The sequence below is a fragment of the Dermabacter sp. HMSC08H10 genome (assembly GCF_001807585.1).
GTDB classification, from domain to species: Bacteria; Actinomycetota; Actinomycetes; order Actinomycetales; family Dermabacteraceae; genus Dermabacter; species Dermabacter hominis.
Window position 1 is genome coordinate 65,751 of sequence record NZ_KV789424.1, and the last position, 26,209, is coordinate 91,959.

26 protein-coding genes, 1 other RNA gene and 2 pseudogenes are annotated in these 26,209 nt (G+C 61.5%); 23 read left to right on the forward strand and 6 right to left on the reverse strand.

The features are described from left to right. The first annotated feature begins 24 nt into the window (after positions 1-24). From HMPREF3176_RS03065 to HMPREF3176_RS03125, 13 genes are all read left to right on the forward strand, one after another. Positions 25-273 (forward strand): hypothetical protein, encoded by a 249-nt coding sequence (locus HMPREF3176_RS03065; protein WP_034373902.1) that lies wholly within the window; start codon positions 25-27, stop codon positions 271-273. 7 nt (positions 274-280) lie between these two features. Further along, on the forward strand, positions 281-673 hold the full coding sequence (locus HMPREF3176_RS03070; RefSeq protein ID WP_051120722.1) for a hypothetical protein: 393 nt from the start codon (positions 281-283) through the stop codon (positions 671-673). Next, a complete protein-coding gene (locus tag HMPREF3176_RS03075) occupies positions 663-1,124 on the forward strand; it encodes a hypothetical protein (protein WP_070458151.1) in 462 nt (153 codons plus the stop codon). The genes HMPREF3176_RS03070 and HMPREF3176_RS03075 overlap by 11 nt, the downstream gene beginning before the upstream one ends. Then, entirely contained in the window at positions 1,121-1,579 is a 459-nt protein-coding gene (locus HMPREF3176_RS03080) for a pilus assembly protein TadG-related protein (protein WP_016664976.1), read from the forward strand. The genes HMPREF3176_RS03075 and HMPREF3176_RS03080 overlap by 4 nt, the downstream gene beginning before the upstream one ends. A 93-nt stretch (positions 1,580-1,672) precedes the next feature. Continuing rightward, positions 1,673-2,791: a peptide chain release factor 2 gene (gene prfB, locus HMPREF3176_RS03085; protein ID WP_070458154.1), complete on the forward strand. Its 1,119-nt coding sequence runs from the start codon at positions 1,673-1,675 to the stop codon at positions 2,789-2,791. A gap of 246 nt (positions 2,792-3,037) precedes the next feature. Beyond that, positions 3,038-3,931: a cell division ATP-binding protein FtsE gene (gene ftsE / locus HMPREF3176_RS03090; protein ID WP_034373889.1), complete on the forward strand. Its 894-nt coding sequence runs from the start codon at positions 3,038-3,040 to the stop codon at positions 3,929-3,931. Next, entirely contained in the window at positions 3,928-4,845 is a 918-nt protein-coding gene (gene ftsX, locus HMPREF3176_RS03095) for a permease-like cell division protein FtsX (protein ID WP_034373887.1), read from the forward strand. Before ftsE ends, ftsX begins: the two co-directional genes overlap by 4 nt. 34 nt (positions 4,846-4,879) lie before the next feature. After that, positions 4,880-6,274 carry a M23 family metallopeptidase gene (locus HMPREF3176_RS03100; protein ID WP_070458798.1) on the forward strand — a complete coding sequence of 465 codons (1,395 nt, stop codon included), beginning with the start codon at positions 4,880-4,882 and terminating at the stop codon, positions 6,272-6,274. Positions 6,275-6,303: 29 nt separating this feature from the next. After that, positions 6,304-6,816, forward strand: coding sequence for an SsrA-binding protein SmpB (gene smpB, locus HMPREF3176_RS03105; RefSeq protein WP_051120666.1), 513 nt, complete (start codon positions 6,304-6,306; stop codon positions 6,814-6,816). 233 nt (positions 6,817-7,049) lie between these two features. After that, positions 7,050-7,420: a transfer-messenger RNA gene (gene ssrA, locus HMPREF3176_RS03110) on the forward strand. Positions 7,421-7,568: 148 nt separating this feature from the next. Next, the gene (locus tag HMPREF3176_RS03115; protein WP_016664970.1) at positions 7,569-7,808 is read left to right on the forward strand and encodes a sulfurtransferase TusA family protein; all 240 of its coding nucleotides are present in this window, start codon (positions 7,569-7,571) and stop codon (positions 7,806-7,808) included. A 1-nt stretch (position 7,809) separates the two neighbouring features. After that, positions 7,810-8,169 (forward strand): DsrE family protein, encoded by a 360-nt coding sequence (locus tag HMPREF3176_RS03120; RefSeq protein ID WP_016664969.1) that lies wholly within the window; start codon positions 7,810-7,812, stop codon positions 8,167-8,169. Positions 8,170-8,191: 22 nt separating this feature from the next. Continuing rightward, positions 8,192-9,808, forward strand: coding sequence for a hypothetical protein (locus tag HMPREF3176_RS03125; RefSeq protein WP_016664968.1), 1,617 nt, complete (start codon positions 8,192-8,194; stop codon positions 9,806-9,808). A gap of 30 nt (positions 9,809-9,838) precedes the next feature. Here HMPREF3176_RS03125 and HMPREF3176_RS03130 read toward each other — a convergent pair whose 3' ends face one another. Further along, complete coding sequence (locus HMPREF3176_RS03130; RefSeq protein WP_016664967.1) at positions 9,839-10,558, reverse strand: SatD family protein; 720 nt, start codon at positions 10,556-10,558, stop codon at positions 9,839-9,841. A 108-nt stretch (positions 10,559-10,666) separates the two neighbouring features. Here HMPREF3176_RS03130 and HMPREF3176_RS03135 point away from each other — a divergent pair, with 108 nt between their 5' ends. The 4 genes and pseudogenes from HMPREF3176_RS03135 (at position 10,667) to HMPREF3176_RS10200 (ending at position 13,167) form a co-directional block, all read left to right on the forward strand. Further along, a complete protein-coding gene (locus tag HMPREF3176_RS03135; protein ID WP_246826642.1) occupies positions 10,667-11,032 on the forward strand; it encodes a hypothetical protein in 366 nt (121 codons plus the stop codon). A gap of 84 nt (positions 11,033-11,116) precedes the next feature. Further along, positions 11,117-11,404, forward strand: coding sequence for an ArsR/SmtB family transcription factor (locus HMPREF3176_RS03140; RefSeq protein ID WP_081976513.1), 288 nt, complete (start codon positions 11,117-11,119; stop codon positions 11,402-11,404). Beyond that, positions 11,397-11,687: a hypothetical protein gene (locus HMPREF3176_RS03145; protein WP_070458160.1), complete on the forward strand. Its 291-nt coding sequence runs from the start codon at positions 11,397-11,399 to the stop codon at positions 11,685-11,687. Before HMPREF3176_RS03140 ends, HMPREF3176_RS03145 begins: the two co-directional genes overlap by 8 nt. 183 nt (positions 11,688-11,870) lie before the next feature. Continuing rightward, a pseudogene (locus HMPREF3176_RS10200) lies at positions 11,871-13,167 on the forward strand (IS3 family transposase). A gap of 104 nt (positions 13,168-13,271) precedes the next feature. Here the strand turns inward: HMPREF3176_RS10200 and HMPREF3176_RS03160 are convergent. After that, positions 13,272-14,258: an MATE family efflux transporter gene (locus HMPREF3176_RS03160; RefSeq protein WP_070436214.1), complete on the reverse strand. Its 987-nt coding sequence runs from the start codon at positions 14,256-14,258 to the stop codon at positions 13,272-13,274. Positions 14,259-14,334: 76 nt separating this feature from the next. Here HMPREF3176_RS03160 and HMPREF3176_RS10690 point away from each other — a divergent pair. Both HMPREF3176_RS10690 and HMPREF3176_RS03165 read left to right on the forward strand, forming a co-directional pair. Then, positions 14,335-14,493, forward strand: a pseudogene (locus HMPREF3176_RS10690) (helix-turn-helix domain-containing protein); the annotation flags it as partial. A 24-nt stretch (positions 14,494-14,517) separates the two neighbouring features. Next, the gene (locus tag HMPREF3176_RS03165) at positions 14,518-14,934 is read left to right on the forward strand and encodes a hypothetical protein (RefSeq protein ID WP_246826643.1); all 417 of its coding nucleotides are present in this window, start codon (positions 14,518-14,520) and stop codon (positions 14,932-14,934) included. On the opposite strand, the gene HMPREF3176_RS03170 is transcribed toward HMPREF3176_RS03165, so the two are convergent. From HMPREF3176_RS03170 to tdh, 4 genes are all read right to left on the reverse strand, one after another. Next, positions 14,931-15,155, reverse strand: coding sequence for a hypothetical protein (locus tag HMPREF3176_RS03170; protein WP_061212566.1), 225 nt, complete (start codon positions 15,153-15,155; stop codon positions 14,931-14,933). The two genes, HMPREF3176_RS03165 and HMPREF3176_RS03170, sit on opposite strands and share 4 nt — an antisense overlap. A gap of 221 nt (positions 15,156-15,376) precedes the next feature. Next, positions 15,377-15,757 carry a hypothetical protein gene (locus HMPREF3176_RS03175; RefSeq protein WP_016664963.1) on the reverse strand — a complete coding sequence of 127 codons (381 nt, stop codon included), beginning with the start codon at positions 15,755-15,757 and terminating at the stop codon, positions 15,377-15,379. Positions 15,758-16,304: 547 nt separating this feature from the next. Next, the gene (locus HMPREF3176_RS03180; RefSeq protein ID WP_016664962.1) at positions 16,305-17,501 is read right to left on the reverse strand and encodes a glycine C-acetyltransferase; all 1,197 of its coding nucleotides are present in this window, start codon (positions 17,499-17,501) and stop codon (positions 16,305-16,307) included. Positions 17,502-17,510: 9 nt separating this feature from the next. Beyond that, a complete protein-coding gene (gene tdh / locus HMPREF3176_RS03185; RefSeq protein WP_016664961.1) occupies positions 17,511-18,572 on the reverse strand; it encodes an L-threonine 3-dehydrogenase in 1,062 nt (353 codons plus the stop codon). Positions 18,573-18,724: 152 nt separating this feature from the next. Between tdh and hrpA the strand changes: the two genes are divergently transcribed. The 4 genes from hrpA to HMPREF3176_RS03205 are packed head-to-tail and all read left to right on the forward strand — an operon-like array spanning position 18,725 to position 26,207. Continuing rightward, positions 18,725-22,645, forward strand: a complete 3,921-nt coding sequence (gene hrpA, locus HMPREF3176_RS03190; protein WP_070458166.1) for an ATP-dependent RNA helicase HrpA — start codon at positions 18,725-18,727, stop codon at positions 22,643-22,645. Positions 22,646-22,684: 39 nt separating this feature from the next. After that, the gene (locus HMPREF3176_RS03195) at positions 22,685-23,884 is read left to right on the forward strand and encodes an NAD(P)-dependent malic enzyme (protein WP_070458169.1); all 1,200 of its coding nucleotides are present in this window, start codon (positions 22,685-22,687) and stop codon (positions 23,882-23,884) included. Between the two features lie 9 nt (positions 23,885-23,893). Continuing rightward, on the forward strand, positions 23,894-24,301 hold the full coding sequence (locus HMPREF3176_RS03200) for a DUF3039 domain-containing protein (RefSeq protein WP_034373862.1): 408 nt from the start codon (positions 23,894-23,896) through the stop codon (positions 24,299-24,301). Between the two features lie 40 nt (positions 24,302-24,341). Continuing rightward, entirely contained in the window at positions 24,342-26,207 is a 1,866-nt protein-coding gene (locus tag HMPREF3176_RS03205; protein WP_083286211.1) for a DEAD/DEAH box helicase, read from the forward strand. Positions 26,208-26,209 lie beyond the last annotated feature (2 nt).

Sequence of the window (26,209 nt, forward strand, 5' to 3'; positions counted from 1 at the left end):
CACCTCATTCCGAAGGAGAACCCCGTGTCCATTAACCGCTCAACCTTGATTGACAATGCCACCGCTCGCACCCCGCTGCGTGAGCGCATCTCCCGTGCGACCGTTCGGGCTTTCTTCGCGGCGCGCGAGCGCCTAGCCAGTGAACGCGGTGACGTTCCCGGATGGGTCCTCATCACTCTCATGACGGCCGGCATCGTTGTGGCTCTATGGGCCGTGGCATCCGATGCCCTCGTGGGCTTGTTCAACCAGGCCATGAGCCAATTCACCGAGTAGCGTGCGCATGCGTATACGCCGATTGCATCGGCGCCTGCGCGAAGAACGGGGCAACGCGGTCGTGGAGTTCCCCCTCATCGCGGCACTCGTGGTAGCGCTTGGCCTGAGCCTTCTCCAGCTTGCCCTCTTCCTTCACGTGCGCAATGGACTCACGGATATCGCCGTACAGTCGGCGTACCACGGGGCGTTGCTCGGCAATGATCCGAGCGACGGCCTCGCACGGGCCTCAGAACTTGCCTCTGCTCGGTTTCAGCAACTCGGTGACGTGGACGTCGAGGCTCGCGAGCATGCGGGCGTGATTGAGATAGAAATCCACGCGGCCCTGCCGCTCATCGGATTTTTCGGACCGAGCAACGCATTGCACGTCGTGGGGCATGCGGTGGACGAGGATGCGCTCTAGGTTGGGCGCCGTCGCGAAGGAAACGTCGCGTCGGTTGAGGGATGCATCGGGGAACGCGGTCGTCGAGTTCACTGGACTATCTGTCATCCTCCTCATTCCGCTCGTATATCTCTTGCTCACGTGTGCCTCGGTGCAGTCCGCCTCATTCGCCGCCGATACCCTCGCGCGGCAGATCGCGCGGGTGTATTCGGTCCATGACCTTGCCGAGGGGCGCGAGGAACGCATCGCGGGCATCGTGGCTGAAGTGGAGCGCGACTACGGTGTCGAGGTTGAGGCCGGGGACATCGCAGTGTCGTGTGAGTCGGTGTCATGTCCTGTTGCGGGAGAGGTCGTTTCGGTGGAGGTGAGCCTCGCGGCGCCCATTCCCGGCCTGGGAGTGATCGGTCTTGAGTCCTCAATCGTCGACGTGAAAGGCCGACACGCGTTGATTGCTGAAGGGGGCACGCCATGATCCGAAAGCGTCGCCTGGCGCGATGCAGAGGGGAGCGCGGCAACGCCAGCGTCTTGACGATAGGCGTCAGCGTCGTGGTTTTGATGGTGATTGCGTTCGGCATCGCCGTGACCGGTGTCGAGATCGACCGCAATCGTGTCCAGTTCGTGGCGGATGGCGCGGCCCTATACGCAGCGGGGGGAGCGAGCGAAAACAGGCTCTACGATGACGCGGGTGACCCACGTATTCCTACGGAGGCCGAAGCGCGCGAGCGCGCCTCTGCCTATCTCGCGCAGTACCCGCACCAGTTTTCTCGCGTGAGCGATATGGACATTACAGCGCTTGCCCTCTCGCCGAATGGTGAGGTGAGGCTGTCCCTCGAAGCTCGCGTGCACCCGCCGCTCGTGGGGTGGATTTCTCGTGCGCTCGACTCTCCCATCGTTGTGCGCGTGGACTCATCGGCGCATGCGCACTAGTGCGGACCGCCGGTGCTGGTGTGTAGCGGGCCGCATTGGCCCGGGCGCGAGCGTCGCGTCCCTGCCGTGCGGTGAGTGCGTAGCGTAGAGTGGATGTTTGTGAGTTCTGATTTTTCTGCCGAGATTCCCCACCTGCGTTCGACCCTCGAATCGATCGAGAAGGTCACCGATCTTGATGCGCTGACCGCTAGGATCGCCGACCTCGAGAAGCAGGCGGCCGCCCCCGATCTGTGGGATGACCCGGAGGCGGCTCAGAAAGTCACGTCCGATCTCTCGCATGCGCAGGCGGAGAAGCGCCGCGTCAGCGAACTGTCGAGTCGAATCGACGACCTCGAGGTCATGGTCGAGCTTGGCGAGGAAGAAGGCGATGCCCAGTTCGCCGAGGACGCTGAAAAAGAACTTGCCGCGATTCGTAAAGCGCTTGACGAGCTCGAGGTTCGCACGATGCTGAGCGGTGAATACGATCAGCGCAACGCGGTCGTGACGATTCGCGCGGGCGCCGGTGGTGTTGATGCCGCGGACTTCGCCGAGATGCTGCTGCGCATGTATTTGCGGTGGGCTGAACACAAGGGGTACCCCACCAAGGTCATGGACACCTCGTATGCGGAGGAGGCCGGTCTCAAGTCCGTCACCTTTGAAGTGAGTGCGCCATACGCGTATGGAACGCTCAGTGTCGAGGGCGGGACGCACCGCCTCGTCCGTATTTCCCCGTTCGACAACCAAGGGCGCCGTCAAACCTCGTTCGCCGCAGTCGAGGTGATCCCGCTCATCGAAACGACCGACAGCATCGAGATCCCCGAGAATGAACTCAAGATCGACGTGTTCCGTTCGTCGGGTCCGGGTGGCCAGAGCGTGAACACGACCGATTCGGCCGTGCGCATGACTCACATCCCCACGGGCATTGTCGTTTCGATGCAGGACGAGAAGTCGCAGATCCAGAACCGTGCCGCGGCTCTGCGCGTGCTTCAGTCGCGACTCCTGCTCCTGAAGAAGCAAGAGGAAGACGCCAAGCGTAAGGAGCTCGCCGGCGATATCAAGGCGAGCTGGGGCGACCAGATGCGCTCCTATGTCCTGAACCCGTACCAGATGGTGAAGGATTTGCGCACGGAGTACTCGGAAGGCAATCCCACCTCGGTGTTTGATGGCAATATCGATGGCTTTATCGAGGCCGGTATCCGCTGGCGCGTCGAACAGGCACGCACGGAGGACTGACTCGCCGGGGTAGAGCTCGGCCCGTACCCGCACGGGGCCGACGCTTGCTGAGCTCACATGGGCGCGAGGCTCAGCGCGCTGCCTCTAGCACCTCTTGACGAATTCTTGAGGAAAACGTGACCCGTGTGACCGGCCTGAATCCGAAGATTTGAGGTGGGCCGTGGTTAGGGTTGACGGGTACTGACCCTCGTAGTGCCCGCGGACATCTCGAGGGGAGCTGTCGACCCGCCCAGATGGGATGAGCCTGTGATTCGTTTCGAACACGTGACGAAAACATATCAGCGTAAGAGCGCGCCCGCCCTCACTGATCTGTCGATCGAGTTTGAGCGTGGCGAATTCGCTTTTCTCGTTGGGGCTTCAGGCTCGGGAAAATCGACAATGCTCAGGCTCATTTTGAAGGAAACTAATCCGACCTCTGGTTCCATTTTTGTGGCGGGCAAGGACCTTTCGCGTCTGTCGAGCTGGAAAGTTCCCCGGCTCCGCCGTGAAATCGGGATGGTATTCCAGGACTTCCGTTTGCTGCCCTCGAAGACGGCGTTCCAGAATGTGGAGTTTGCGCTCCAGGTCATTGGGACTCCGGGCAGAGTGGTGAAAAAGCTCGTGCCCGAGGTTCTCGACATGGTGGGCTTGGCAGACAAAGGAAAACGGCTTCCGCATGAGCTGTCTGGTGGCGAGCAGCAGCGTGTTGCCATTGCGCGTGCGTACGTGAATCGGCCCACGATCCTTCTTGCCGATGAGCCAACGGGCAACCTCGATCCGGAAACGGCCAAGGGGATTATGGATCTTCTCGCAGACATCAACGATCGCGGAACGACCGTTCTCATGGCTACTCACGACGAGAAAGCAGTGAATCGCTTGAACAAACGTGTGGTCGAACTCGTCGATGGGCACGTTGTGCGTGATGAGAAGCGCGGCCACTATCGAGGATCCTCCGATGAGAGCGTGATCTCGGGCGCGGTACCCGATGGTGAGGCAGCGGGGGAGCGACAGCCGTCGGACTCCGCGACCGGAGGAAGTGTGCGCGCCTCAGACGTAGCTTTCGAGCGGTTTGACGAAACCGCGAGCGGTGACGAGCGCATGGGCGATTTCGATCGCGCCTTCGAGGAATCGGATACGGGCGAGGAGGATGAACTCGCATGAGGCTTCGCTACATCCTTAAAGAAAGCTTCGGAGGGCTTCGTCGCAACATCGCGATGGTGATTTCCGTCGTGATTGTGACCGCGGTTTCGCTCACGTTCGTGGGAGCGGGGCTTCTGATGCAGAAGCAGATTGTCGCGCTTCAGGACATCCTCGTGAAGAACTCGCAAATTAGCGTCTATATGTGCTCTCCGCATTCGACGGCGACATCATGTGCCGGCGGCGCTGCGACGGACGCACAGATTGCCGAGGTCCGTGAGGCGCTCAAGGGTGATATTTTGGGCCCGTATATCGCGTCCGTGGATGAGCGCTCCCAGGAGGAAGCTCTCGAGGTGTACCGCGATCAGTTTGGCGGTGAGAGCTTTGCGCAGGATTTCACTGCCGAAGATATGCCGGTGAGTTTCCACATCACGCTTGTGGAGGCGGAGCGCTCGAGTGCTGTCGTGGATTTCTTCCAGGGGAGAGAAGGGGTCGATGAGGTATCCGATCTTCTCGCGGTATATGCACCGTTTATTTCGATCTTGAATCAATCAACTGTCTTTGCGATCTCTCTCGCTGTCGTCATGCTGGTGGCGGCGGTGCTCCTCGTTGCGACGACGATCCGTATGTCGGTGGCGAATAGAAGGCGTGAGATTGCGATTATGCGCCTTGTAGGCGCGAGCAATATCTTTATTCGCTTGCCATTCCTTCTGGAGGGGGCTGTTGCCGCACTGATCGGCGGAGCGCTGGCTACCGGTGTACTTTCGCTCGCCATTAAATATCTTGTGGAGGGCTGGCTCGCTCCGACTCTCGGAGCTGATCTCATCCACATGACGATGTCGGACCTGTTGTGGGTAGGACCTATTTTGCTCGCGCTCGGTGCTATTCTCGCGATAGGCTCGTCCGTCGTTTCGCTCAACCGCTATTTGAAGGTGTAGGCAGGTTCTGGATATGTCGAATGATGAGGGGAAAATGAATTTTCTTTCTCGACGCGCACTCGTGAAAGGTGCGTCGTTCGCTGCCGTTCTCGGCCTAGCCTCGTCAGGCATTTTTTCGCACGACTATGTGCTCGCTGACGATATCGACGACAAGAAGAAACAAAAGAAGAGCGTCGACGAAAAGCTTGCAGCGTTGCGCGAGGACCTCAACGAGGTTGACACGGAGCTTGCCGACGCGTACCTCGCCCTCGCCGAAACTGAGTCGAGGATTCCCGATGCACAAGCACGCCTCGACTCCGCGCGCTCCGCGCTCGAGGCGGCGAAAGCTGAGGACGCCCGACAGGCGAAGCGGCTCGAGGCCGCGCAAGCCGAGGAGAGTGAAATCCGGCAGGCCGTCGAAAGTGGCCAGCAAAAGATTTCGCAGTCGAACGAGGACGTCTCACGGGCCTCTATCGAGGCGTATAAAGGCACGGGTGCTCCCAATCCCGCGTCGATTTTCTTGAATTCGGAGGATCCGCAGGACGCGGTCGATCGAACGATGAACTACCGCCTCACGCTTCAAGCGCAAGGCGCGAAGCTCACGGATCTTCGCGGTCAGCAAGCCACGAATGTGAACTCCGCGGACCGGCTTGAGGCGATCCGTGCCGAGATCGAGGACCTCAAGAAGAAGTCAGCGGCTGCGGTCGCCGAGCGCCGCCAGGCTGAGAGCGAAGCGGCGCAGGCAAAGAAAGACCTCGATGGTCTTTACGCTTCGCAGAAATCTCAGGCGGCGAACCTCGAAACGCTCAAGGACAAGTATCGAGCGTCGGAATCGGCGCTCGAATCTGAGTCGAGCACTCTCGAAACAGACATTCAGCAGCTCATCGAAAAAGAGCGTCAGGAAGCGCTTGCGCGCCAACGCGAGCAGGAGCGGAAGGCTCGGGAGGCGCGCGAGGCTCGCGAGGCGGAAAAGCGCCGGGCAAAGCGCGAGCGGCGAAAGCCCCGCAGAATCCCCGAGCCGAAGCCTGAGAGCGGCGGTGGCGCATCGTCGGGTGGCTTCCGCGATCCCGTTTCGGCGCGCCGCAGCTCAATGTTTGGCTATAGGTTCCACCCCGTGTACCACACGCGCAAGCTCCACAAGGGTATGGATTATGCGGCGGCATGCGGGACTCCCGTGGGGGCGATGGCTGCGGGCAAGGTTCTTGCGACGACTCACAACAGCGGCGCCGGGAACAAAGTCATCGTGAGCCATGGCCTGTATAACGGTCAGATCCTCACGACCTCGTATCACCACCTTCAGGGGTTCGCGGTCTCTGCCGGCCAGCGGATCGAGGCCGGGCAGACCGTGGGCTACGTTGGTTCCACGGGAGCCTCGACTGGCTGTCACCTACATTTCGAGACGCACCTTGACGGCACGGCGCTCGACCCCCGCAAATTTGTGGGATACTAGGCGGTCAATGTGTCAGCAGCTGTGGAGGGATGAACGTGGCCACGAAGGCTGGAAAGAAGCAGGCGCCCGTAGCGCCGGAGCGAAAAAAGCAGCTTATCGCCTCGAATAAAAAGGCGCGCCACGACTACCACATCGATGCGACGTGGGAGGCCGGCGTGGTCCTCCAGGGCACCGAGGTGAAGTCGCTGCGCGAGCGCGGTGCGTCTCTCGTTGATGGCTACTGCTATATCGACAACGGCGAAGTGTGGATGGATGCCGTGCACATCGCTCCGTATGTACGGGGTACGTGGACGAATCACGCGGCGCGCCGCAAACGTAAGCTCCTGTTGCACAAACGCGAGATCCTGAAACTCATGAATAAGACTCGCGAAAAGGGGTACACGATCATCCCCCTATCGATCTACTTTCTCGGCTCGCACGCCAAGGTCGAGATCGCGCTTGCTCGCGGCAAGAAAGAGTGGGATAAGCGCCAAACCCTGCGCGAAAAGCAGGATGCTCGCGAGGCTCAACGCGCGATGAGGCGGCGGGAGATGCTCAGCTAGCGTCGGAACCGCCCGCACGCCAGGTTCCGCGGTGGCGAAGGGGCCGACGCTTGCCCTCGGGAATAGAGCCCTTGGCGGTAGGCGTTGAAAGCTGTATACTGAACTGCTGTGCCGGAAGGTGCAACAGATTTTTGATAATCGAATAGGGTGTGCGAATCAGGCACGCATCCCACCCGCAGTTGCGGGTGCAGATTATCTGGCACGTTCCGTTTACGGGCGTTGCCACCCGATACGGGGTCGATCGGTTTCGACGGTAGTTGTCCAGCCAGGGGAAGCGGGCCGAGGATCCAGGGTTATCTCGCTAACGCTCCCTGGAAAACAATAAGTGCCGAACCTAAGCGCACTGACTTCGCTCTCGCTGCCTGATCAGCGACAGCAGTCTGGACCGTCAGGGATTGCCTTCGATCTGACCTGTCCATCATCTAGAGGGCCACTGCTACCAACCCTGGTCACCGGGGTTGGGTGAACACCTTAGAGTGACTGAGCCTGTCAGCGACGTGTCCGTGTGAGCGCTGGGGCTGAGAAAACGATTTCGCGGACTGCGCCCGGAGAAGCCCTGGCTTCGCACTATCGGACGCGGGTTCGATTCCCGCCGGCTCCACGATGAGGGCGCCCACTATGCAAAGTGGGCGCCCTTTTTGTTGCTTTGTGGATTGGGCAAGCCGGTTCTGGCCTGCGTTGATATGGTGGAGCCAGTGGTGTGTATGACTACAACACCTTTAGATTTGTCCATTGGGTGAAAAGGCATGCATATGAGCAACTCCGCGGATCTCGCTATTGCAGATAGATGGGACGCCGAGGACTTGGGCTGCGGCGAGCTTGTCATGAAGCTTCGCTCGCGAATGCTCGCCCTGAATCCGGGAGAAATCTTCGAGCTGATCGCCACCGACGAAGGCGCGATCATCGACATCCCCGCCTGGTGCAGTCTCACCGGGCACACTCTTGCCGTGGCACAGCCGCCGCGGTTTTTGATCCGACGAAAGGATTCCTGACATGTCCAAGATCTGTGTGAGCATCACCCACGCCAAAGACGATGTTGACAAGGCGACCGTGGGTTTCGTTATCGCCAATGCCTCGATCGCCTCCGATCAGGAAACCGTCGTGTTCCTCTCCTCCGAGGGGGCGCGGCTCGCTGAAGAAGGCTACGCCGATGACCTTCACGAGGAGGGCTTCGCGCCGCTCAAGGAACTGATCACCAACTACGCCGAAGCTGGCGGCACGATCTGGGTGTGCTCGCCGTGCTACAAGAAGCGTGGACTGGACGAAGGCAAGCTCATCAACGGCGCGACGATCGTCGGCGGCGCGAAGCTCGTCGAGTACATGTCTCAGGGCGCTAGCTGCGTGAGCTACTGACGGCTGCTACTCGAATACCGCCATGACGAACGCTCAAGAGTTCACCCCGGCCACCTTCAAAGACGGCTTGAAAGGCCACACCAGTTTTGACGGTGGAGATCTGGATTGTGGCAACGGACTGCTGTTGCTGATCCGCAAACATCTGGATCCCCTGGATCCGGGAAAGTTCCTGGAGATCGCCTCCGTGGATTCCACGGTAGAGGTCGACTTGCCTAGCTGGTGCAGTATGACCGGGAATGACCTGGTCGATACGACGACCACGACCGTGCAGTTTCAGGGGCGCGAACTCACCCAGTGGCGGTTCTTGGTGTGCAAGGGTGCCTACGACGGCGCAGCGAGCATGCCTCAGCAGGAGAACACCCCCGAGGCACTCGTGCCCGCGGCAGGCAAAGGAAAGAAACCCCGTAAGCGCCCGCAAATGGCGATTACGCAGGAAGTGGTCACGCCACATATTCCTGCCGAGCTTCCCGAGCCTGCTGCGGCGCCCGCGCTCGAGCCCCTGGCCGTGCACACTATGGGCAGCTGGCCGCGGCCGTCGTGGCTGATTCGCGCATTGCATGAGCATCTGGAAGGCCGGCTCTCCCAGGAGGAGTTTGACGCTACCGCTGATGACGCCGTGCAGCTTGTCGTGGCAGCGCAAGAACGCGCCGACGTCGACGTCGTCACCGACGGTGAAATGCGCCGCGATAACTATTCCAGCTTCGTTGGGGGTCTGCTGCAGAACTGTCAGCTCATCCCCATCACGGATCTGTTGCCGTACGTTGATGATCCGGTGCAGTTTGAACGTGAGCTGCGCGCCCTCGATGTGCCGGCAGGGGAGGTTCGCCACCCGGCGGTATTCGGGCCGCTCGGCCGTGACAGATCCCTTGCTGTGCATGAAGCCCAATACCTGAAGACCATCACCGATCGCGCGGTGAAGGTGGATCTTCCCGGCCCTTACCTCCTCACTCGCACCATGTGGATGGAGTGCGTTTCCGATCGCGCCTACCCCGATCGGGAAACCCTCGCCACCGACGTGGTCCGGATTCTGCGGGAGGAAATCGCCGAGCTTCTCGCCGCAGGCGTTGCGTTGGTGGAAATTGACGAGCCCGTGCTTAGCGAAGTGGTCTACGGCAACGAAGGTGGCGGCGGTCGTACATTCATGTGCGGGGCGCTCGGTGAGCGTAAAGCAGTGCAGCCGGAGCTGGAATTTGCGCGGGATCTGATTGCGCAGGTAGCGGAGGGCTTTCCTGCCGATCGCCTGGGTATTCACGTGTGCCGTGGCAACTGGACCCCCGATGAGTCCAAGGCACTTTCCGGAGACTACGCGCCTTTGCTCCCGCTCCTGTCATCCGTGCCGATCGGCAACGTCATTGTGGAAACATGCACGCCGCGCGCCGGGGACTGGGAGCATCTGACGGGCCTGCGCGAAGACCAGCGCATCGGTATCGGCATCTTCAACCAGAAGGCACCGCAGGATGAAACCTTCGAAGCTGTGCTCGAGCGCGGGCGTACCGCAGTGAAGATGTTCGGCAAGAATCGAGTGCTCCTGAATACCGACTGCGGCTTCGCGACGTTTGCCGATAATCCAATCGTGGCGGGGAAGCAGGCTGAAGCGGCAATGGCGATGCTCGTCAAGGTGCGCGACGCCCTGCGGTAGAGCGTTCCGGCGCCTTCGTGCCTTCCCGCGTTAGCGCTCGGGCCGTGTAGCGGGGGCGTTTGATAGCCACGTCGCGCGCATTGCCTCGGCGAGCGGACGCAGGTCGTTGCGCATGATGCGCTGCGTGTTGGCGCTCGGAGAGATGCCGAGGCGCGCCGCGGTATCGCCGTTTGATTCGCCCTCGAGGATTCCGCGTAAGCTTCCGCAGGCGCCCCCCTTGAGCGCGCTCACGTGTGCGTCGATCAAGTGGCATAGCGCTTCGGGCGGGGGCGTGTCGTGGCCTTGCGGGGCTTGTGTTCCGACGGTTGCCCGGCGACCGTCGGACTTTGTATTTTCCGAGGTTGCTGCACTGAGCCCGGTGCGTATACCTGAGAACCCGGAGGTTTGGGCGAGTTCTTCTGTGCGCTCAAGGGCCTCGCGCGCGGCCCACCAGGCGGAGCCGTCCTGGATGCCGGCGCCTTCGTCGATGATGCGGATCTCACCGGCTCCGATTCCGAATCGAATGTCGATGTCATGTTCGCGAAGGTGGAGCCTGAGGATGTGGGTGGCGCGAAGGGCGTCGCCGTGGGTGGCGAACACGCCTTGGATTTCGTCGCCGACGGTAGGGTGGAGGCGTTCGTGTGATGGTGTCTGAATCGCGTTGAGCGCACTGGTGAGGTGTTCGTGGAGCGCGGTGCGGTTGTGATCGCGAGAGTTGACGATGTCGCCGATGACAGCGACGGCGTAAGCCTGATCCTTCACTGGTGCCATATGTAGAGAATAGCTTAATTTGTCTCAAATGTAGGAAATGCCTAAACGGGTGGTGTTGTGACGGTTGTGTGGAGCGCGCTTGCGCTAACTGTGTGTGGCTGTGGAGCCGTGGCGGGCAATGGGGTTATTCGCGCGCTTTTGCGGCGCATTGATGAAGGCGGGGCGCGTGCCGCCGCTGTGCAGGGCACCCTCATGGGGGCGCAAAAAGAATTGCCGGGAGGGCGATGGATCGGCATTCTCGAGCGAATCGCTGTCTACGTCTCGATTGTTGCGGGCTTCCCGACGGGTATCGCTGTCGCGCTTGCCGTGAAGGGGCTCGGTCGGTATCCGGAGCTGCGTGCGGAGAAGGAAGGGCGTGAGGCGGCTCGCGTGGGGGAGTTGTTCATTATTGGGACCTTCGCCTCGGTGCTGTGGGCGGCTGCGTGGGCGGGAATCGCCGTGGGGGTGCGTGCGCTCCTCGCGGGTGTCGCGTGATGGCGAGAGTAGGAACGATTCGCAATAAATAGGCATATTGCAATATGCGCATGGATGTGGTGTGATTGTCGTATGGAAGACAGCATGCAGATTGAGCACGCCGCACGAGTATTCAAGGCGCTTGGCAACACCTCGCGTCTCGAGATCGTGCTGCACCTCGCTGAACGCGAGTGCACAGTCAAGGAGCTCGTAGATCTCACGGGTCTCTCGCAACCGCTCGTCTCCCAGCACCTCGGGAAACTCCGCGAGGTGCACGTGGTGAAGGGGGAGCGTGAGGGAAGAGCGACGAGGTATTCGATCGCCGATGCCCATGTCACCCACGTCATCCACGACGCACTGGCGCACGCACAAGAAGGAGAACGCCATGACTGACCACAAAGCCGAACACACCCCCACGGAGCACGCGCACGGCGAAGGCTGCGGCCACGAAGCAGTCCAGCACGGTGATCACGTGGACTACAAGCACGACGGCCACCTGCATGCAGAGCACGGCGACCACTACGACGAGCACCAGCCGCAGGCTGAGCACACCGTCGCCGATCACCAGCACGGCGAGGATTGCGGACACGAGGCTGTCGAGCACGACGATCACGTTGACTACATCCACGACGGCCACCGCCACGCGGAGCACGGCGACCACTACGACGAACACTGAGCAAACGTCGGGACAGTACGGTCGGGGGCCTAGGCCTCAACCGGTGTTCTGATACGAGAAAGGCCCGGCACGGATTGAACTGCTCCCCATTAGTTGGACTGAGAAATCAGTTACCAACTAGTGGGGAGTAGTTTTCGTTGAGAGCACGAAGTTCGCTGAGTGAGCATCAGCGCGAGCAGCTGGTTGGACTGTTTGAGCAAGGCATGGGCTATCACGCCGCTGCGAATGCTTTTGGTGTCTCCAGATACGCCGTCCGTACGCTCTGTCGTTGATTTAAGCTCCATGGCAGGCTATGTCTTGTGGAGAAACCGACTAAGCAGCAGTATTCGTTCGAAATCAAGAAGGAAGTTGCCGAGCGCCACCGTGCTGGTGAGACAGCGATGGATCTTGCGCGCGAATTTGGCCTGTCATCGGAGCAGCTGGTCAGCGGGTGGTCGTGGAAATGGCGTAAAGGTGGCGATGAGGCACTAAAACCGAAGCCGAAGGGCAGACCCAAAGGCTCGGTCGCGCCGAAGCCGCTCTCGGAGGAAGAGAAGCTGCGACGCCAGATCGCACGGTTGGAAGCGGAAAACGCCTATCTAAAAAAATTGCGGGACTTGAGGAATCAGGGACGCGCCTGAAAGTCCAGGCGATTGTCATCCTCAAGTCGCATCACCGCTTGGAGTACCTCCTAGAGGCAGCAGGTATCCCACGGTCGACGTTCTTCTACCACCAGAAACGCCGCGGCCAGCCGGATAAACATGCTGCGCTCAAAGACGCGATCCGGGAAAGCTTCGAGCGTAACAAGCATCGCTACGGCTACCGACGAGTGCTACTTGACCTGCGCAACCAGGGGTGGGTGGTCAACCACAAGCTCGTCTACAAACTCATGCGCGAGATGGGGCTTCGAGCCAAAGTCCGCCAGCGCAGGCCGTATGTTTCCTACAGCGGGACGATCAGCCACATTGCCGACAACACACTCGACCGCAAGTTTACCCCAGATAAGCCAAGTGCCGTCTTTGTCAGCGACGTCATCGAGTTCAGGGTCGCAGGCCGAAAAGTGTATTTGTCGCCGGTGATGGATTTGTTCGACCGTTCAATCGTTGCCCACACCGTTGCTACATCGCCGTCGACAGCGTTGACCGCCGATTCTTTAACTAAGACGATTAAAACCTGTGCGCCTGAACCTGGGTGGATGATGCACACCGACCAAGGTTTCCAGTACCAGCATGCCTCCTGGCGTAACCTGATCGGCGATAACGGTGGTGTGCAGTCGATGTCGCGTAAAGCCAACTGCTACGACAACGCGGTCATGGAGAATTTCTTCGGGCACTTGAAAACCGAGATGTACCACGGAGAAGTCTTCGACACCGTCGCAAAGTTCAACCAGGCGATCGACGAGTACATCCAGTGGTACAACACCGAACGCATCCAACAACGACTCAAGGGCCTGACCTCGATGCAATATCGAAATCAGACCCTTGAAGCCCTAACCACCTAGAATTAAACCAGTCCACCTTCCGGGGGCCAGTTCACATTGGCCTGTTGCCTGCGGGGCCGGATCTCACGCGTGAGGGCGCTTTGACTGCGACCTACTAACTGGATTTATGCAGTTTTGGTCGCGGGCTTAGCCGAGCGGTCGAAAAGCAGCAGCAGAAGTCCCGTAGCGATCCATGCCGCGAGGACCCACCACGCTGCGCCGGTACCGCCGCCGTCGAAGAAGGCCAGAGACCGAACGAGGTGGCCAGTCGCGCCGATGGGCATCCACTGGCCGAGGGTCGACCAGCCGGCGGGGAGGAGCCAGGGACCCGTTGATAGTCCGGAGAGCGGGTTGGCCAGGAAGATCGTCAGGATCGCACCGATTCCCGCACCTGCGGTGCCGATCACAGCGCCGAGGCCAGCGGTGAGCATGGACGTGGCCAGGATGCCCAGGGAAACCGCCAGCCACTCCATGCCGAAGCTGCCGGACAACGTTCCGTAGACTGAGTGGAGCATCCACGTTGCCACCAATGCGCCCAGAGCTGCGATGCCCACGAGGACGGCGAGCTTGAGCCATTTATTGCCACGGAACAGGAACGTTGCAACGACCGCCGAGATGATGCCGCCGAAAGCCAGCGGGAGGCCGAGCAGAGCGATGCCGGCTGCTTGCGGGTCGTCTTTGGTTGTGGGGGCGAGATCTTCGCGTTCGACGGGCATGTTCTGGGCTTCGAGGGAGGCAGCGATGCCGTCGATAAGCTGCACGTACGGTGCGCCGTTTCCGGAGGCGGTGTACGTGGTGGCTCCGTCGGGGGTGATGGCGATGCCGCCGACCGTTTCCCGGTTCAGGATCGACTCGCGCACAGTCTCTGGGTTGTCCATGACGCGGATGTCGGGTGCCTCGTCTCCGGCTTTGTCTTTGATGCCCTGAGTGATCTGCTCGATGACGGGCTCGGGTGCGGACAGAGCAACAGGGACGTCCTGGGGCCCAGAGGCGAAATTCGGGGCGAGGAACGCAAAGAGCATGAGTCCCATGATTACCGGGATACCGAGGATGACACCGAAGGCTTTAAGTGTTGGGGACGCTTTTCGCGTCTCGGTCGTGGTTGTTGACATGGGCAAACTCCTTAACTGGAACATTGCGTTTCACTTATAAACTGGAGCATAGTGTTCCATTTGTTAGGATGCAAGCGTGAGACAAGATGCAGTAGCGAACCGAGACGTCATTGTCGACGCAGCCCGAAAGTTGTTCGTGGAGCAAGGACCCGGTGTGTCCATGAGGGCGATCGCGAAGGAAGCCGGCGTCGGCGTAGCGACGGCCAGTAGGCATTTCCCTGGGTGCGTTGAGCTGTTCGACGCAATCGGAGCCCGCGCCGTGACCGATATCGAGGCTGTGATCAATGAGGCTCGGGAGAAGTTCGATGAGAACCCTCGGGATGCCTGGCGGGGCGCGGCGCACGCCATCGGCGAGATGAAGCTGGCAGCGCTCGCGCAGGCGCTCTTCGGCGCCCTCAATGCCAGCACTGCGGGCGGGACGCAAGGGGTAGGTGAAATTGTGGATAACCGTGTGGCTGACCTGCGTCGGATCTACGAACCGCTAGTCGACAAGGCGAAAGCAGCCGGGCTATGTCCGCAGAAGGTTGCTCCCCTTGATGTCCATTTTGGCTTAGGGGTGATCACGCGTCCGCTTCCGGAGACTGCCGTGAGCAAGAATTACTTCTCCGAGATTCAGGAGGAACTTCTGGACGTGATGCTCGACGGATTAGAGGTGCGTGCGCAGGGGGAACGCTAAGCCTGCGGCGGAGTACCCCGGTGCTTGCGGATTCCGCGCATAACCAAAACGATGCCAGCGATCCAGCTGGCCAGCGCTGTCATGTAGGAGATCGTGCCCCACGCTGTGGCGATAGCGAGGAACCCGAGCAGGAAGACGATCACCCCGATGATGATGTCCTGCTGCCCGGTAGTGCCGGAAGAACGCGAGTTGCCCGGTTCGTGGGGCGTCTGGGAAGTCATGCCTGCCAGTGTGCCAGGAAAGCGAAAGGCCCGGCACGGATTGAACTGCTCCCCATTAGTTGGACTGAGAAATCAGTTACCAACTAGTGGGGAGTAGTTTTCGTTGAGAGCACGAAGTTCGCTGAGTGAGCATCAGCGCGAGCAGTTGGTTGGACTGTTTGAGCAAGGCATGGGCTATAGAGCCGCTGCCATTGCTCTTGGTCAGACGCGCGTGGAGGTTGCTACCTCGATTTGCGGGTGGCGTACCAGGCGCCGATGATCACCAGGACCTGCGCTGGGATGCGGAGTGCGACGACGGAGGTCGGGATGCCGAGCTTCTCCGTCACTTCGGGGTTGCGGAGCTGATCGATCGCAGCGGGAAGAGTTCCGGCGAGCATGATGGTCGCGGCCCAACGAGCGATGGGATTGAGGGGCGGGATGAGGAAGCTCGCCCCGATCCCTGTGAGGGCGACGGTCGCGGCGCCCTGCACCCGGTCGCCATGTTCAGCGATCTGTTCCGGGACGAGGGCGGTGAAGAATTCGCGGTGAGTGGCTTGGATGATGCCGGCTCCGATGAACAGGGTCCCGAGGCCGGTGCGTAGAACGGTCTGCTTCTTCGACATGGTGTTCTCCTAGTTGTGCTGGTGGGCCTGGCCCCTGGAAAGTAGACACGTCGGGGGCTAACTATGCTGCTTGGGTCAGTGTAGCTGAATTAAGCGCTTCGAAATCAACGGGGGCTAGGAAGTCAACGGGGGCTAGAAGGTTGCACCAGGAGTGCCGCCTGCGCGTGTTGTAGCGCATGCACCACCGGAAGATTTCCTGGGAGCGAACCAACCCCCGGATAGCACATGAGGATGCCGTTCTGATGGATTGGACCAGAATCGGGCGTGTATAAGGTGCGAAACCTTATACACGCCCGATTTATACCGTTTGATCAGTAAGAACCCCGAAAATCAGACACACATTTTGCTACTTACCCCCCCCCTTGAAGCCCTAACCGCCTAGAGTTAAACCAGTCCAACTTTCGGGGGCCAGTTCAGATGCCGGGCCTTTCGCTATTGGGAGTGGTCGGAGGTCAAACCCCGTGGCCCCCGTGCAATTCAGGGCAATGGGGGAGAGAGCTTGGGTCAAACCCCCACAACCCCTATGCAATTCAGGGCGATGGGAAACTCAGTTTTCGGCGTCGCGAGCCGCGACAAATGCCTGGACGGCGCGATCGATATCCTCGCTCGTGTGGGCCGCCGAGAGCTGCACGCGAATGCGTGCCTTCTCCTTCGGCACGACCGGGTAGCTGAACGCCGTGACATACACGCCGTGCTCGAGCATGCGGTCCGCGATGCGGCCCGCGAGGGCGGCGTCGCCGAACATCACGGGGACGATGGCGTGTTCGCCCTCGAGCAGCTCAAACCCGGCTTCGGTCATAGCGCTGCGGAAATGCTCCGCATTCTCGAACAGCTTCGTGCGAAGCTCACCCGAATTCTTCACGAGGTCGAGAGCGGTAATGGTCGCTTCGACGATCGCCGGCGCGAGTGAGTTCGAGAAGAGGTAGGGGCGGGCGCGCTGACGCAGAACATCGATGATCTCCTGATGCGCCGACACGTACCCACCGCTTGCGCCGCCGAGGGCCTTACCGAACGTGCCCGTGTAGATATCGACGCGATCCGAAACTCCGAAGTGCTCGGGGGTGCCCGCCCCCGTCTCGCCCATGAAGCCCACGGCGTGCGAGTCGTCCACGAGCACGAGCGCGCCGAACTCATCGGCGAGGTCGCAGATCTTGTCGAGCGGAGCGAGGTAGCCGTCCATGGAGAAGACGCCGTCGGTCACGATGACGGTGCGGCGGGCGCCCTTCGCGGCCTCGAGCTGGGTGCGAAGATCGTCCATGTCGGCGTTCTTGTAGCGGTACCGCGCGGCCTTCGACAGGCGGATGCCATCGATGAGGCTCGCGTGGTTGAGCTCATCGGAAATGATGGCGTCTTCTTTCGTAAAGAGTGACTCGAAAACGCCACCGTTCGCATCGAAGCACGAGGAAAACAGGATCGTGTCATCGGTTCCGAGGAACTCGCTCAGCTTCTGTTCGAGGACCAGGTGGCGATCCTGGGTGCCGCAGATGAAGCGCACGCTCGCCATGCCGAATCCGCGCTCGTCCAGGGCGCGCTTTGCGGCGGCGATGAGCTCGGGGTGATCGGCGAGACCGAGGTAGTTGTTCGCGCAGAAGTTCAGGACGTCGCGGCCTTCTGCATCGCGCGCGGAAGCAGCCGAGACCGCATTCGACTGCGGGGTGAGAATCGGGCGCTCATTCTTGTACGTTCCGGCCTCGCGAATGGCGTTGAGTTCCGCGGTCAGCTCGTCTTTCATGCTCGTGTACATCGATACTCCTTAAATGTTTTCCCAGTCGAGAACGATCTTGCCAGCTTCGCCTGAGCGCGCGAGCGCGTAGGCATCCGCCCACTTTTCAGCGGGCAGCACGTCGGTCACGGTCGACAGCACGCGCTCGCGAAGAATCTTCGAGGTGCGCACCATAGCGTTCATGGCGTTCCACGTTTCGAACATTTCGCGTCCGTAGATGCCCTGGAGGGTGAGCATGCGCGTCACGACGGTCGTCCAGTTGATCTCGAACTGCTTCGAGGGCAGGCCAAGCATGGAGATTTTGCCGCCGTGGTTCATATTGTCGATCATGTCTTGGAGGGCGCTTGCCTGCCCGGAGATCTCAAGGCCGACATCGAAGCCCTCGCGCATGCCGAGAGACGCCTGCGTGTCGCGAATACTCGTGTTCGAGACGTCAATCTGGGCATCCGTGCCCATGTCCTTTGCCATCGCGAGGCGGTGCTCCTTGACGTCGGTGATCGCGATGTAGCGTGCACCGGCGTGGCGAGCAACGGCGGCGCACATGAGCCCGATCGGGCCAGCGCCGGTGATGAGAACATCCTCGCCAACGAGTGGGAATTTAAGCGTCGTGTGCACGGCATTGCCGAGCGGATCGAAAATCGCGCCGAGCTCGGGCGTGATGACCTTTTCGCCACCATCGTTGTGATGAACCCACACGTTTTGCTGCGGGATGACGACGTACTCGGCAAACGCGCCATCGCGCTGCACACCGATCGAGCGCGTGCGAATGCACATGTGGCGGCGTCCCGCGCGGCAGTTGCGGCAAATGTCGCACACGACGTGGCCCTCGCCCGAGATGCGATCGCCAACGCGCACGTCCACGACGTCGTCACCGATCTCGGTGACCTCTCCGTAGAACTCGTGGCCCGGCGTGAACGGGACCGAATCGCACATGTCCTGTGCGGAAGCATCCCACTCGAGGATGTGCAGGTCGGTGCCGCAGATACCGGCGCGCATGACACGCACTTTGACATCGTTGGGGCCGACCTGCGGCTCCGGGATGTCAACGATCTCGAGTCCCTTTTGTGGGGCGGACTTGCGAAGGGCTTTCATAAGAACCTCTCTGTTCGGTAGGGATGCGCCTCAATGGTAGGGGTGTCGTGCTGAACGAGACTCGGATGCGGACGCACCTGCCGCATGTGAGGGATGCTTGTGTCCACTCCCACGGACGAATGCGGCGATCCGGCGACTACGATGGAGGCGATATGACCTCCAGCAACGAGAATACTGGCGCGCGCCCCGGTACGGCGAAGCCGCGTCTTGCGATCACTTACCCCGCTGACCTTCCCGTCTCTCAGCGGCGTGAGGAAATCCAGCGAGCGATTCGCGACAACCAAATCGTGATCGTCGCTGGCGAGACAGGCTCGGGCAAAACCACGCAGCTTCCGAAAATGCTCCTCGAACTCGGCTACGGTGGCCGCGGGCGCATGATCGGTCACACGCAGCCCCGAAGGATCGCCGCCCGAAGCGTCGCGAGTCGCATCGCGGAGGAATTGGGCGAGAGGCTTGGCGAGGGAAGCGTCGGATACCAGGTGAGGTTTACGAAAAACACCGCCACATCCACGCGTCTCAAGGTCATGACCGACGGCATCCTCCTCTCGGAGATTCACGGCGACAGGCTGCTGAAGAAATACGACGCCATCATCATCGACGAGGCTCACGAGCGCAGTCTCACGATCGACATGCTGCTCGGCTACCTCAAGCGCATCGCCCGCCGTAGGCCCGAGCTGAAAATCATCATTACCTCGGCGACAATCGATCCCGAGCGCTTCGCCGAATTCTTCGGAAAGAAGGATCGCGCGGGTGACCTGCACCCCGCCCCCATCATCGAGGTGTCGGGCCGTACCTACCCCGTTGAGGTGCGCTACCGGCCGCTCGTCCTCGAGCCCGAGATCGGTGAGGTGGACGAACTCGCAGACATCCGCAGCGAGGAGCGCGACCTCACCGAGGCGATCGTCGATGCGTGCGATGAACTGATCGCTGAGGGACCCGGCGACATCCTTGTGTTTCTCCCGGGCGAGCGCGAGATCCGCGAGGTGGGCGAGGAGCTCCAAACGCACGTGAAGAAACGGGTGGGGGCGGCGAGTCGAATAGACGTTCTGCCTCTCTTTGGCCGTCTCTCAGAGCAGGACCAGCAGAAGATCTTCAGCCCGCCGAAAGACGGACGTCGTCGGATCGTTCTCGCGACGAACGTCGCGGAAACCTCCCTCACCGTTCCGGGCATTAAATACGTCGTCGACTCGGGCCTCGCCCGCATTTCACGTTACTCGCAGCGCACGAAGGTGCAGCGGCTCCCGATCGAGCCGATCAGTCAGGCGAGTGCGAAGCAGCGTTCTGGTCGATCCGGGCGAACGAGCCCCGGCATAGCGATTCGCCTCTATTCCGAGCAGGATTTCGCCACGCGGCCCGAGTTCACCGAACCAGAAATTCTTCGTACGGCCCTTGCGAGCGTCGTCCTGCAGATGACCGCTCTTGGGCTCGGCGACATCGAGAGCTTCGAGTTCGTCGAAGCCCCCGATAAGCGCGCGGTGCGTGATGGCGTGCGCCTCCTCGAGGAACTCGGGGCGATCCGCAGCGAGAAGAATGCCCCCGGTGGACGAGCGCTCACGGCGATCGGCGAGCAGATCTCGCGTTTTCCGCTCGACCCGCGTATGGCGCGCATGCTCCTCGAAGCTGATAAACGCGGTGCACTCCGCGAAGTCCTCGTGATCGTCGCCGCGCTCTCGATTCAGGATCCGCGCGAGCGTCCCCTCGAGAAGAAAGCGCAGGCGGATCAGCTGCACGCGCGTTTCACTCACGACACCAGTGACTTTCTCACCTACCTCAACCTCTGGCGGCACTTGAGCGAGCGCCGCAAGGCGCTCTCCAACTCGGCATTCAAGCGCGAAGTCAAAAGCGAGTACCTGCACTACGTGCGTATCCGCGAATGGTGGGACCTCCACGCGCAGCTCAAAGACATGTGCCGCGACGTGGGGCTGCGGCCGTCGGATAACCCGGCGAGCGAGGCGACCATCCATCAGAGCTTGCTGGCCGGGCTTCTGAGCCACGTGGGGCTCTATGACGAGCGCACGCGCGACTACCAGGGCGCGCGCAATTCTCGGTTCGTGATCTGGCCCGGAAGCACGATCGCGAGGAAGCGCCACGATTACGTCATGGCCGCTGAGCTCGTGGAAACATCGCGCCTGTTCGCCCGCACGGCCGCGAAGATCGATCCCGCGTGGATTGAGGACGTCGGCCCCCATGTCATGAAGCGCAGCTACTCCGAGCCGCATTGGAGTTCGAAGAAGGCAAGCGCGATGGCGTACGAAAAAGCGACACTGTTCGGCGTCCCGATTTTCGCGCGCAGGACCGTTGCCTACGGCCGCATCGATCCCGAACTTTCCCGCGAGATTTTCATTCAGCATGCCCTCATCGAGGGGCAGTGGAACACCCGCCACCACTTCTTCCGCGACAATGTGCGACTCATCGAGGAACTCGAAGAGCTTGAAAACAAGGCGCGGCGCAGGGACCTCATCGCGGGCGACGCCGCACTGTTCGAGTTTTATGACGCGCGTATCCCCGCGAAGGTGACGAGTGGGCGGCACTTCGATGCGTGGTGGAAGAAGCAGCGTCATGAGACCCCCGAGCTTTTGCATCTCACACGTGAGATCCTGCTCGAGGACGACGCGGAGGACCACGCCGCAGGTTTCCCCGACACATGGGTGCAGGGGGACATCACGCTCGCGCTTCGCTATACGTTCGAGCCTTCGGCTCGAGGTGCCTCCGACGGTGACCAGCCGAAATCGACGGCCCACTTCAAGGATGGTGTCACGGCCCTCGTTCCCCTCGCCGTGCTCGGCAGGCTTGAGCCGAAGGGCTTTGATTGGCTCGTGCCTGGCATGCGCGAGGAAAAAATTGCCGAGCTCATTCGGACCCTCCCGAAGCCGATTCGCCGCCATCTCATCCCCGCGCCGGACAAGGCTCGCGCCGTCGCCCAGATCCTGCGCGACGACGATCCGAATACGGGCGAGCGCTTTGTCGAAGCTGTTGCCGACGAACTCGTGGCACTTCCCGGTGTCCCCGACGACCTGCCGCTCTACGGCGATGAATTTGATGCGAGCAAACTTCCCGCGCACCTTCGCATGCATTTCTCGGTGCGCGATGATCGCGGGCGCGAGATCGGCTCGGGCGATGACCTTCACTCACTCAAGAAGGCACATCACGCACGTGTTGAATCAAGCGCGGCCCGGCAAGCCGAGTCCTTTGGCGACCGCGATCTCGACGGATTTCCTGACTTCGAGATTCCCCGCACGAAACGCAACCGGCAAGGTGGGCTCAATGTTGTCGTGTATCCCGCGCTCAAACTCCGCGAGGATAGCGGCGGTGTGAGTGTCGACCTCACCGCGATGCCGACTGCCCTCGATCAGCGCCGCGAGCACGTCCGTGCCGTGACGCACCTCGTGACCGAAACGCTCGGGTCGAACTCGGCGCAGGTGCTCGGCTCGCTCCCGAATCCCACGAAGCTCGCGATTTCTCAATCCAGTTACGGGAGCGCAAAGGCGCTTTTGAGCGATGCGGCGCTCGCCGCGAGCGCCGAGTTGATCTCCCGAACGGAAAACGGCGGTCTTGTGTGGACGAAGGCTGAATTCGACGCGCTCGTCGAGGCCGTGCGTGCCGAGCACGCAGGCCTTTCACGCACGCTCGTGCTCGCCGCCGTCGACGCTCTCGCCCTTCACGCGAAGCTTCAGCGGGCCGTCTCCAAAGTTTCGAGCCTCTCGGTGCTGCAGCAACTCACCCAAATCCGCGAGCACGCCGACTCGCTTACCTCCGGGAGGTTCATTTCGCGCACGCCTGCGCACATCGTTCCCGAGATTCCTCGCTACCTGAAGGCAGACATCCACAGGATCGAGAAAATGCAGGACAACCCTGCGCGCGATGCTCAACTTGCGTGGCAGATCGAGGATCTTGCCGGCATGTTCGAGAAGGCGAAATCGAAAATCTCGGCAGAAACGCTCGAAAGCGAAGAGGCGCGCGAGATTCCCTGGATGCTCGAAGAGCTGCGAGTCTCGTTCTTTGCGCAGCAACTTGGAACGCGGTACACGGTTTCGGAAAAGAGAGTGCGCCGCGCGATCGCGGATCTTCGGTAAGTCCCGGCGGAAATGTCGTGGCCGTGGAAGGATGAAATCATGGCTACGCACACACCTGACAGCACCGAACCCACGCGTCTTGAGACCGGAACCGAAGCCGTCGAACGTCGCATTTTTGAGGCCCACGAAGGCGGAAAGCTCACAGTAGAGCCCACCGCTCCGATCGACAACGCTGACGACCTCGCGATCGTCTACACGCCGGGCGTGGCACGCGTCGTCGAGGAAATTGCGGAAAAGCCCGAGAAAGCCCGCGAGTACACGATCAAGAAGAACACCGTCGCGGTCGTGACCGACGGCTCCGCCATCCTAGGTCTCGGCGATCGAGGCCCCCTCGCCGCGCTACCCGTGATGGAAGGAAAGGCGGCGCTCTTTTCACGTTTCGCGGACGTGGATGCCTTTCCGATCTGCCTCGATGCGCACGAGGTTGAGGACATCGTCGCGCACGTGAAGGCAATCGCACCCGCCTTCGCGGGAATCAACCTCGAAGACATCTCCGCGCCGCGCTGTTTCGAGATCGAAGATCGACTGCGTGCCGAGCTCGACATTCCCGTGTTCCACGACGACCAGCACGGTACCGCCGTGTGTGTCCTTGCGGCGCTCACGAACGCGCTCACGATCGTGGAAAAGCCGATTGAAGAGGTCCGCATCGCGATGTCGGGGGCGGGTGCTGCGGGCACGGCAATCCTGCGGCTTCTCCTTGCGGCGGGCGCGCGCGATGTGATCGTGACTAACTCGAAGGGCATCGTTCGAGAAGGCCGCGAGGCCGGGGACCGCCTCGAGTGGATCGCTCGCCACACGAACCCTCGCAACGTGGAGGGCGGGCTGCGCGAGGCCGTTGCGGGGGCCGATGTGTTTATCGGCGTGAGCGTCCCGAACATTCTCGATGAGGCCATGCTGAGGAGCATGAACGAGCGAGCGATCGTCTTCGCGCTCTCGAACCCCGTGCCCGAGGTCGACCCCGAGATCGCCTGGAAGTACGCCGCCGTCGTGGCGACGGGCCGCAGTGATTTTGCGAACCAGATCAACAATGTCCTTGCGTTCCCCGGCGTGTTCCGCGGGCTCATTGACGCCCACGCGTGCGAGGTGACCGACGAGGCGCTTCTCGCGGCGGCCCAGGCGATCGCCTCCGTTGTGAGCGACGAGGAACTTTCGCCACGGCACATTGTGCCGAGCGTGTTTGACGAGCGCGTCACGCCCGCGGTTGCGCGCGCCGTGGCCCGAACGGGGGAGCCCCGCTAGGATCGAGGCATGAGTACGACACGCATTCGCTTCACGGCCTCGATCTCGGACCCGAACTCCCCGGACCACGGCGCCCCGCAGGCACCCGCTGCCCCCGGCGCTGCGCCGAGCTCGACGGCGGTGCTCGAACGTGAGGAGCAGACGGAGGACGCCGATCCAGGCGATCACGATCGCTTCGCCCACTACGTGCAGAAGGAAAAGATCGCGAAGGCTGCGCTCAACAACTCGCCGGTGATCGCGCTGTGCGGCAAAGTGTGGGTTCCGGGCCGCGACCCGAAGAAGTACCCCGTGTGCCCGCAGTGCAAAGAGATCTACGAGGGCATTGGTGACGGAAGCAACTCAGGCGACGGCGAGGATAAAGGCCGAGGTAAAGGCGGCTTTGGCGGCTTTCGGGGGCTTTTCGGTTCGGGTCGCTGAGATGCTCTAGCCGCTGCCGGGTTTATCGTGGATGGCGCTTATGAATGCCCACGAGTCTTCCGCTTCGCCCGACCTGTTCTCGAGTTATCTGGAGTCGACGCGCACCAGCGAGCAACACGCGCCGGCTGTGCACACCCAGTCGACGCCCCGCAAGCCCTCGTCGTTTGCGGCGCAGCAGATGCCGCCCGCATTCCCCGAGCGCGCAGCGTGGGGCACGGCGCCGAAGCTCCGTGCGTGGCAGGCCGAAGCCCTGAACCTTTACCAGGAGCGCCAGCCTCGCGACTTTATGACCGTGGCGACCCCGGGCGCTGGCAAAACAACCTTTGCTTTGCAGATCGCCGCGGGCCTGCTCAAGGAAGGGGTCGTGCGCCGCGTTACCGTGGTTGCCCCGACCGAGCACTTGAAGACCCAGTGGGCGGATTCCGCTCTGCGTGTGGGCATTCAGATCGACCCGAACTTCTCTAATTCCCAGGGTCGGCACGGCGATCACTATCAGGGCGTTGCCCTCACGTACGCGCAAGTGGGGGCGAACCCGAGGTTGCACCGAGCGAGAACCGAGGCGGCTCCCACCCTCGTCATTCTCGATGAGATCCACCATGCGGGCGACGCGCTCACGTGGGGCGATGGTGTCCGCGAGGCCTTTGACCCCGCGAAACGTCGACTCGCACTCACGGGTACCCCGTTCCGCTCGGACGATGCCCACATCCCCTTCGTGCGCTACGAACCTGACGCCGAGGGGTTCATGCGCTCAAAGGCCGACTACACGTACGGCTACCGTCAGGCTTTGCAGGACCACGTGGTGCGGCCCGTGTTGTTCATGACGTATTCGGGGCGAATGCACTGGCGGACGAAAAGCGGGGACGAGGTTTCGGCGCAGCTTGGCGGTCTCGAAACGAAAGACATCATGCAGCAAGCGTGGCGCACGGCGCTCGATCCGAAGGGCGAGTGGATCCCCACTGTTCTTGCGGCAGCCGATCAACGCCTCACCGAGGTTCGTCGTGGCGTGAGCGACGCGGGCGGCCTCGTGATCGCGACGGATCAGTCCACTGCGCGCGCGTACGCAAAGATTCTCGAACGCATCACCGGTGAGAAACCCACCCTCGTTCTCTCGGATGACGCGACCGCGGGCCGCAAGATCGAAGAGTTCAGCGCCTCGCAGGATCGCTGGATGGTCGCGGTGCGCATGGTGTCCGAAGGGGTCGACGTTCCGCGCCTTTCCGTGGGCGTGTATGCAACGTCGACTTCGACCCCGATGTTCTTTGCGCAGGCGGTGGGCCGCTTCGTGCGCTCTCGCACGCGTGGTGAAACCGCGAGCGTGTTTCTTCCCTCGGTCCCCGTTCTTCTCGGCCTCGCAAACGAGATGGAGGTCGAGCGTGACCACGTCCTCGACATGCGCGAAAAAGACCAGCTTGACCCGGAGACGGGCCTCGATGAGGAGGCACTGCGCGAGGCCAATCGCGAGGAGAAGGCGAGCAGTGAGCTTGAGGGCAGCTACGAAGCTCTCGAATCAGATGCCCACTTCGACCGCGTTCTCTTCGATGGTGGCGAGTACGGGACCCTCGCGATGGCGGGGAGCGAGGAAGAGCAGGCGTTTTTGGGAATCCCGGGCCTGCTTGAGCCGGAACAAGTGACGACGCTCTTGCGCGAGCGTCAAAAGAGTCAGCAGCAGCGTTCGTCAGCGCGCTCGAGCGCGCCTGCAGCAGCAACGCACCGCGACGTGACGGCGCTCCGCAAGGAGCTCAGCTCGCTCGTATCGGGCTGGGCGCGCCGCACCGGAACCCCGCACGGTCAGGTGCATAACGAACTGCGCCGCCGCTCGGGTGGCCCGGCCGTTCCGCAGGCGAGCGCGGAACAGATCCAAAAAAGGATCGACATACTGCGCGGCTGGTTCGTGGGCAAGAAGTAGCC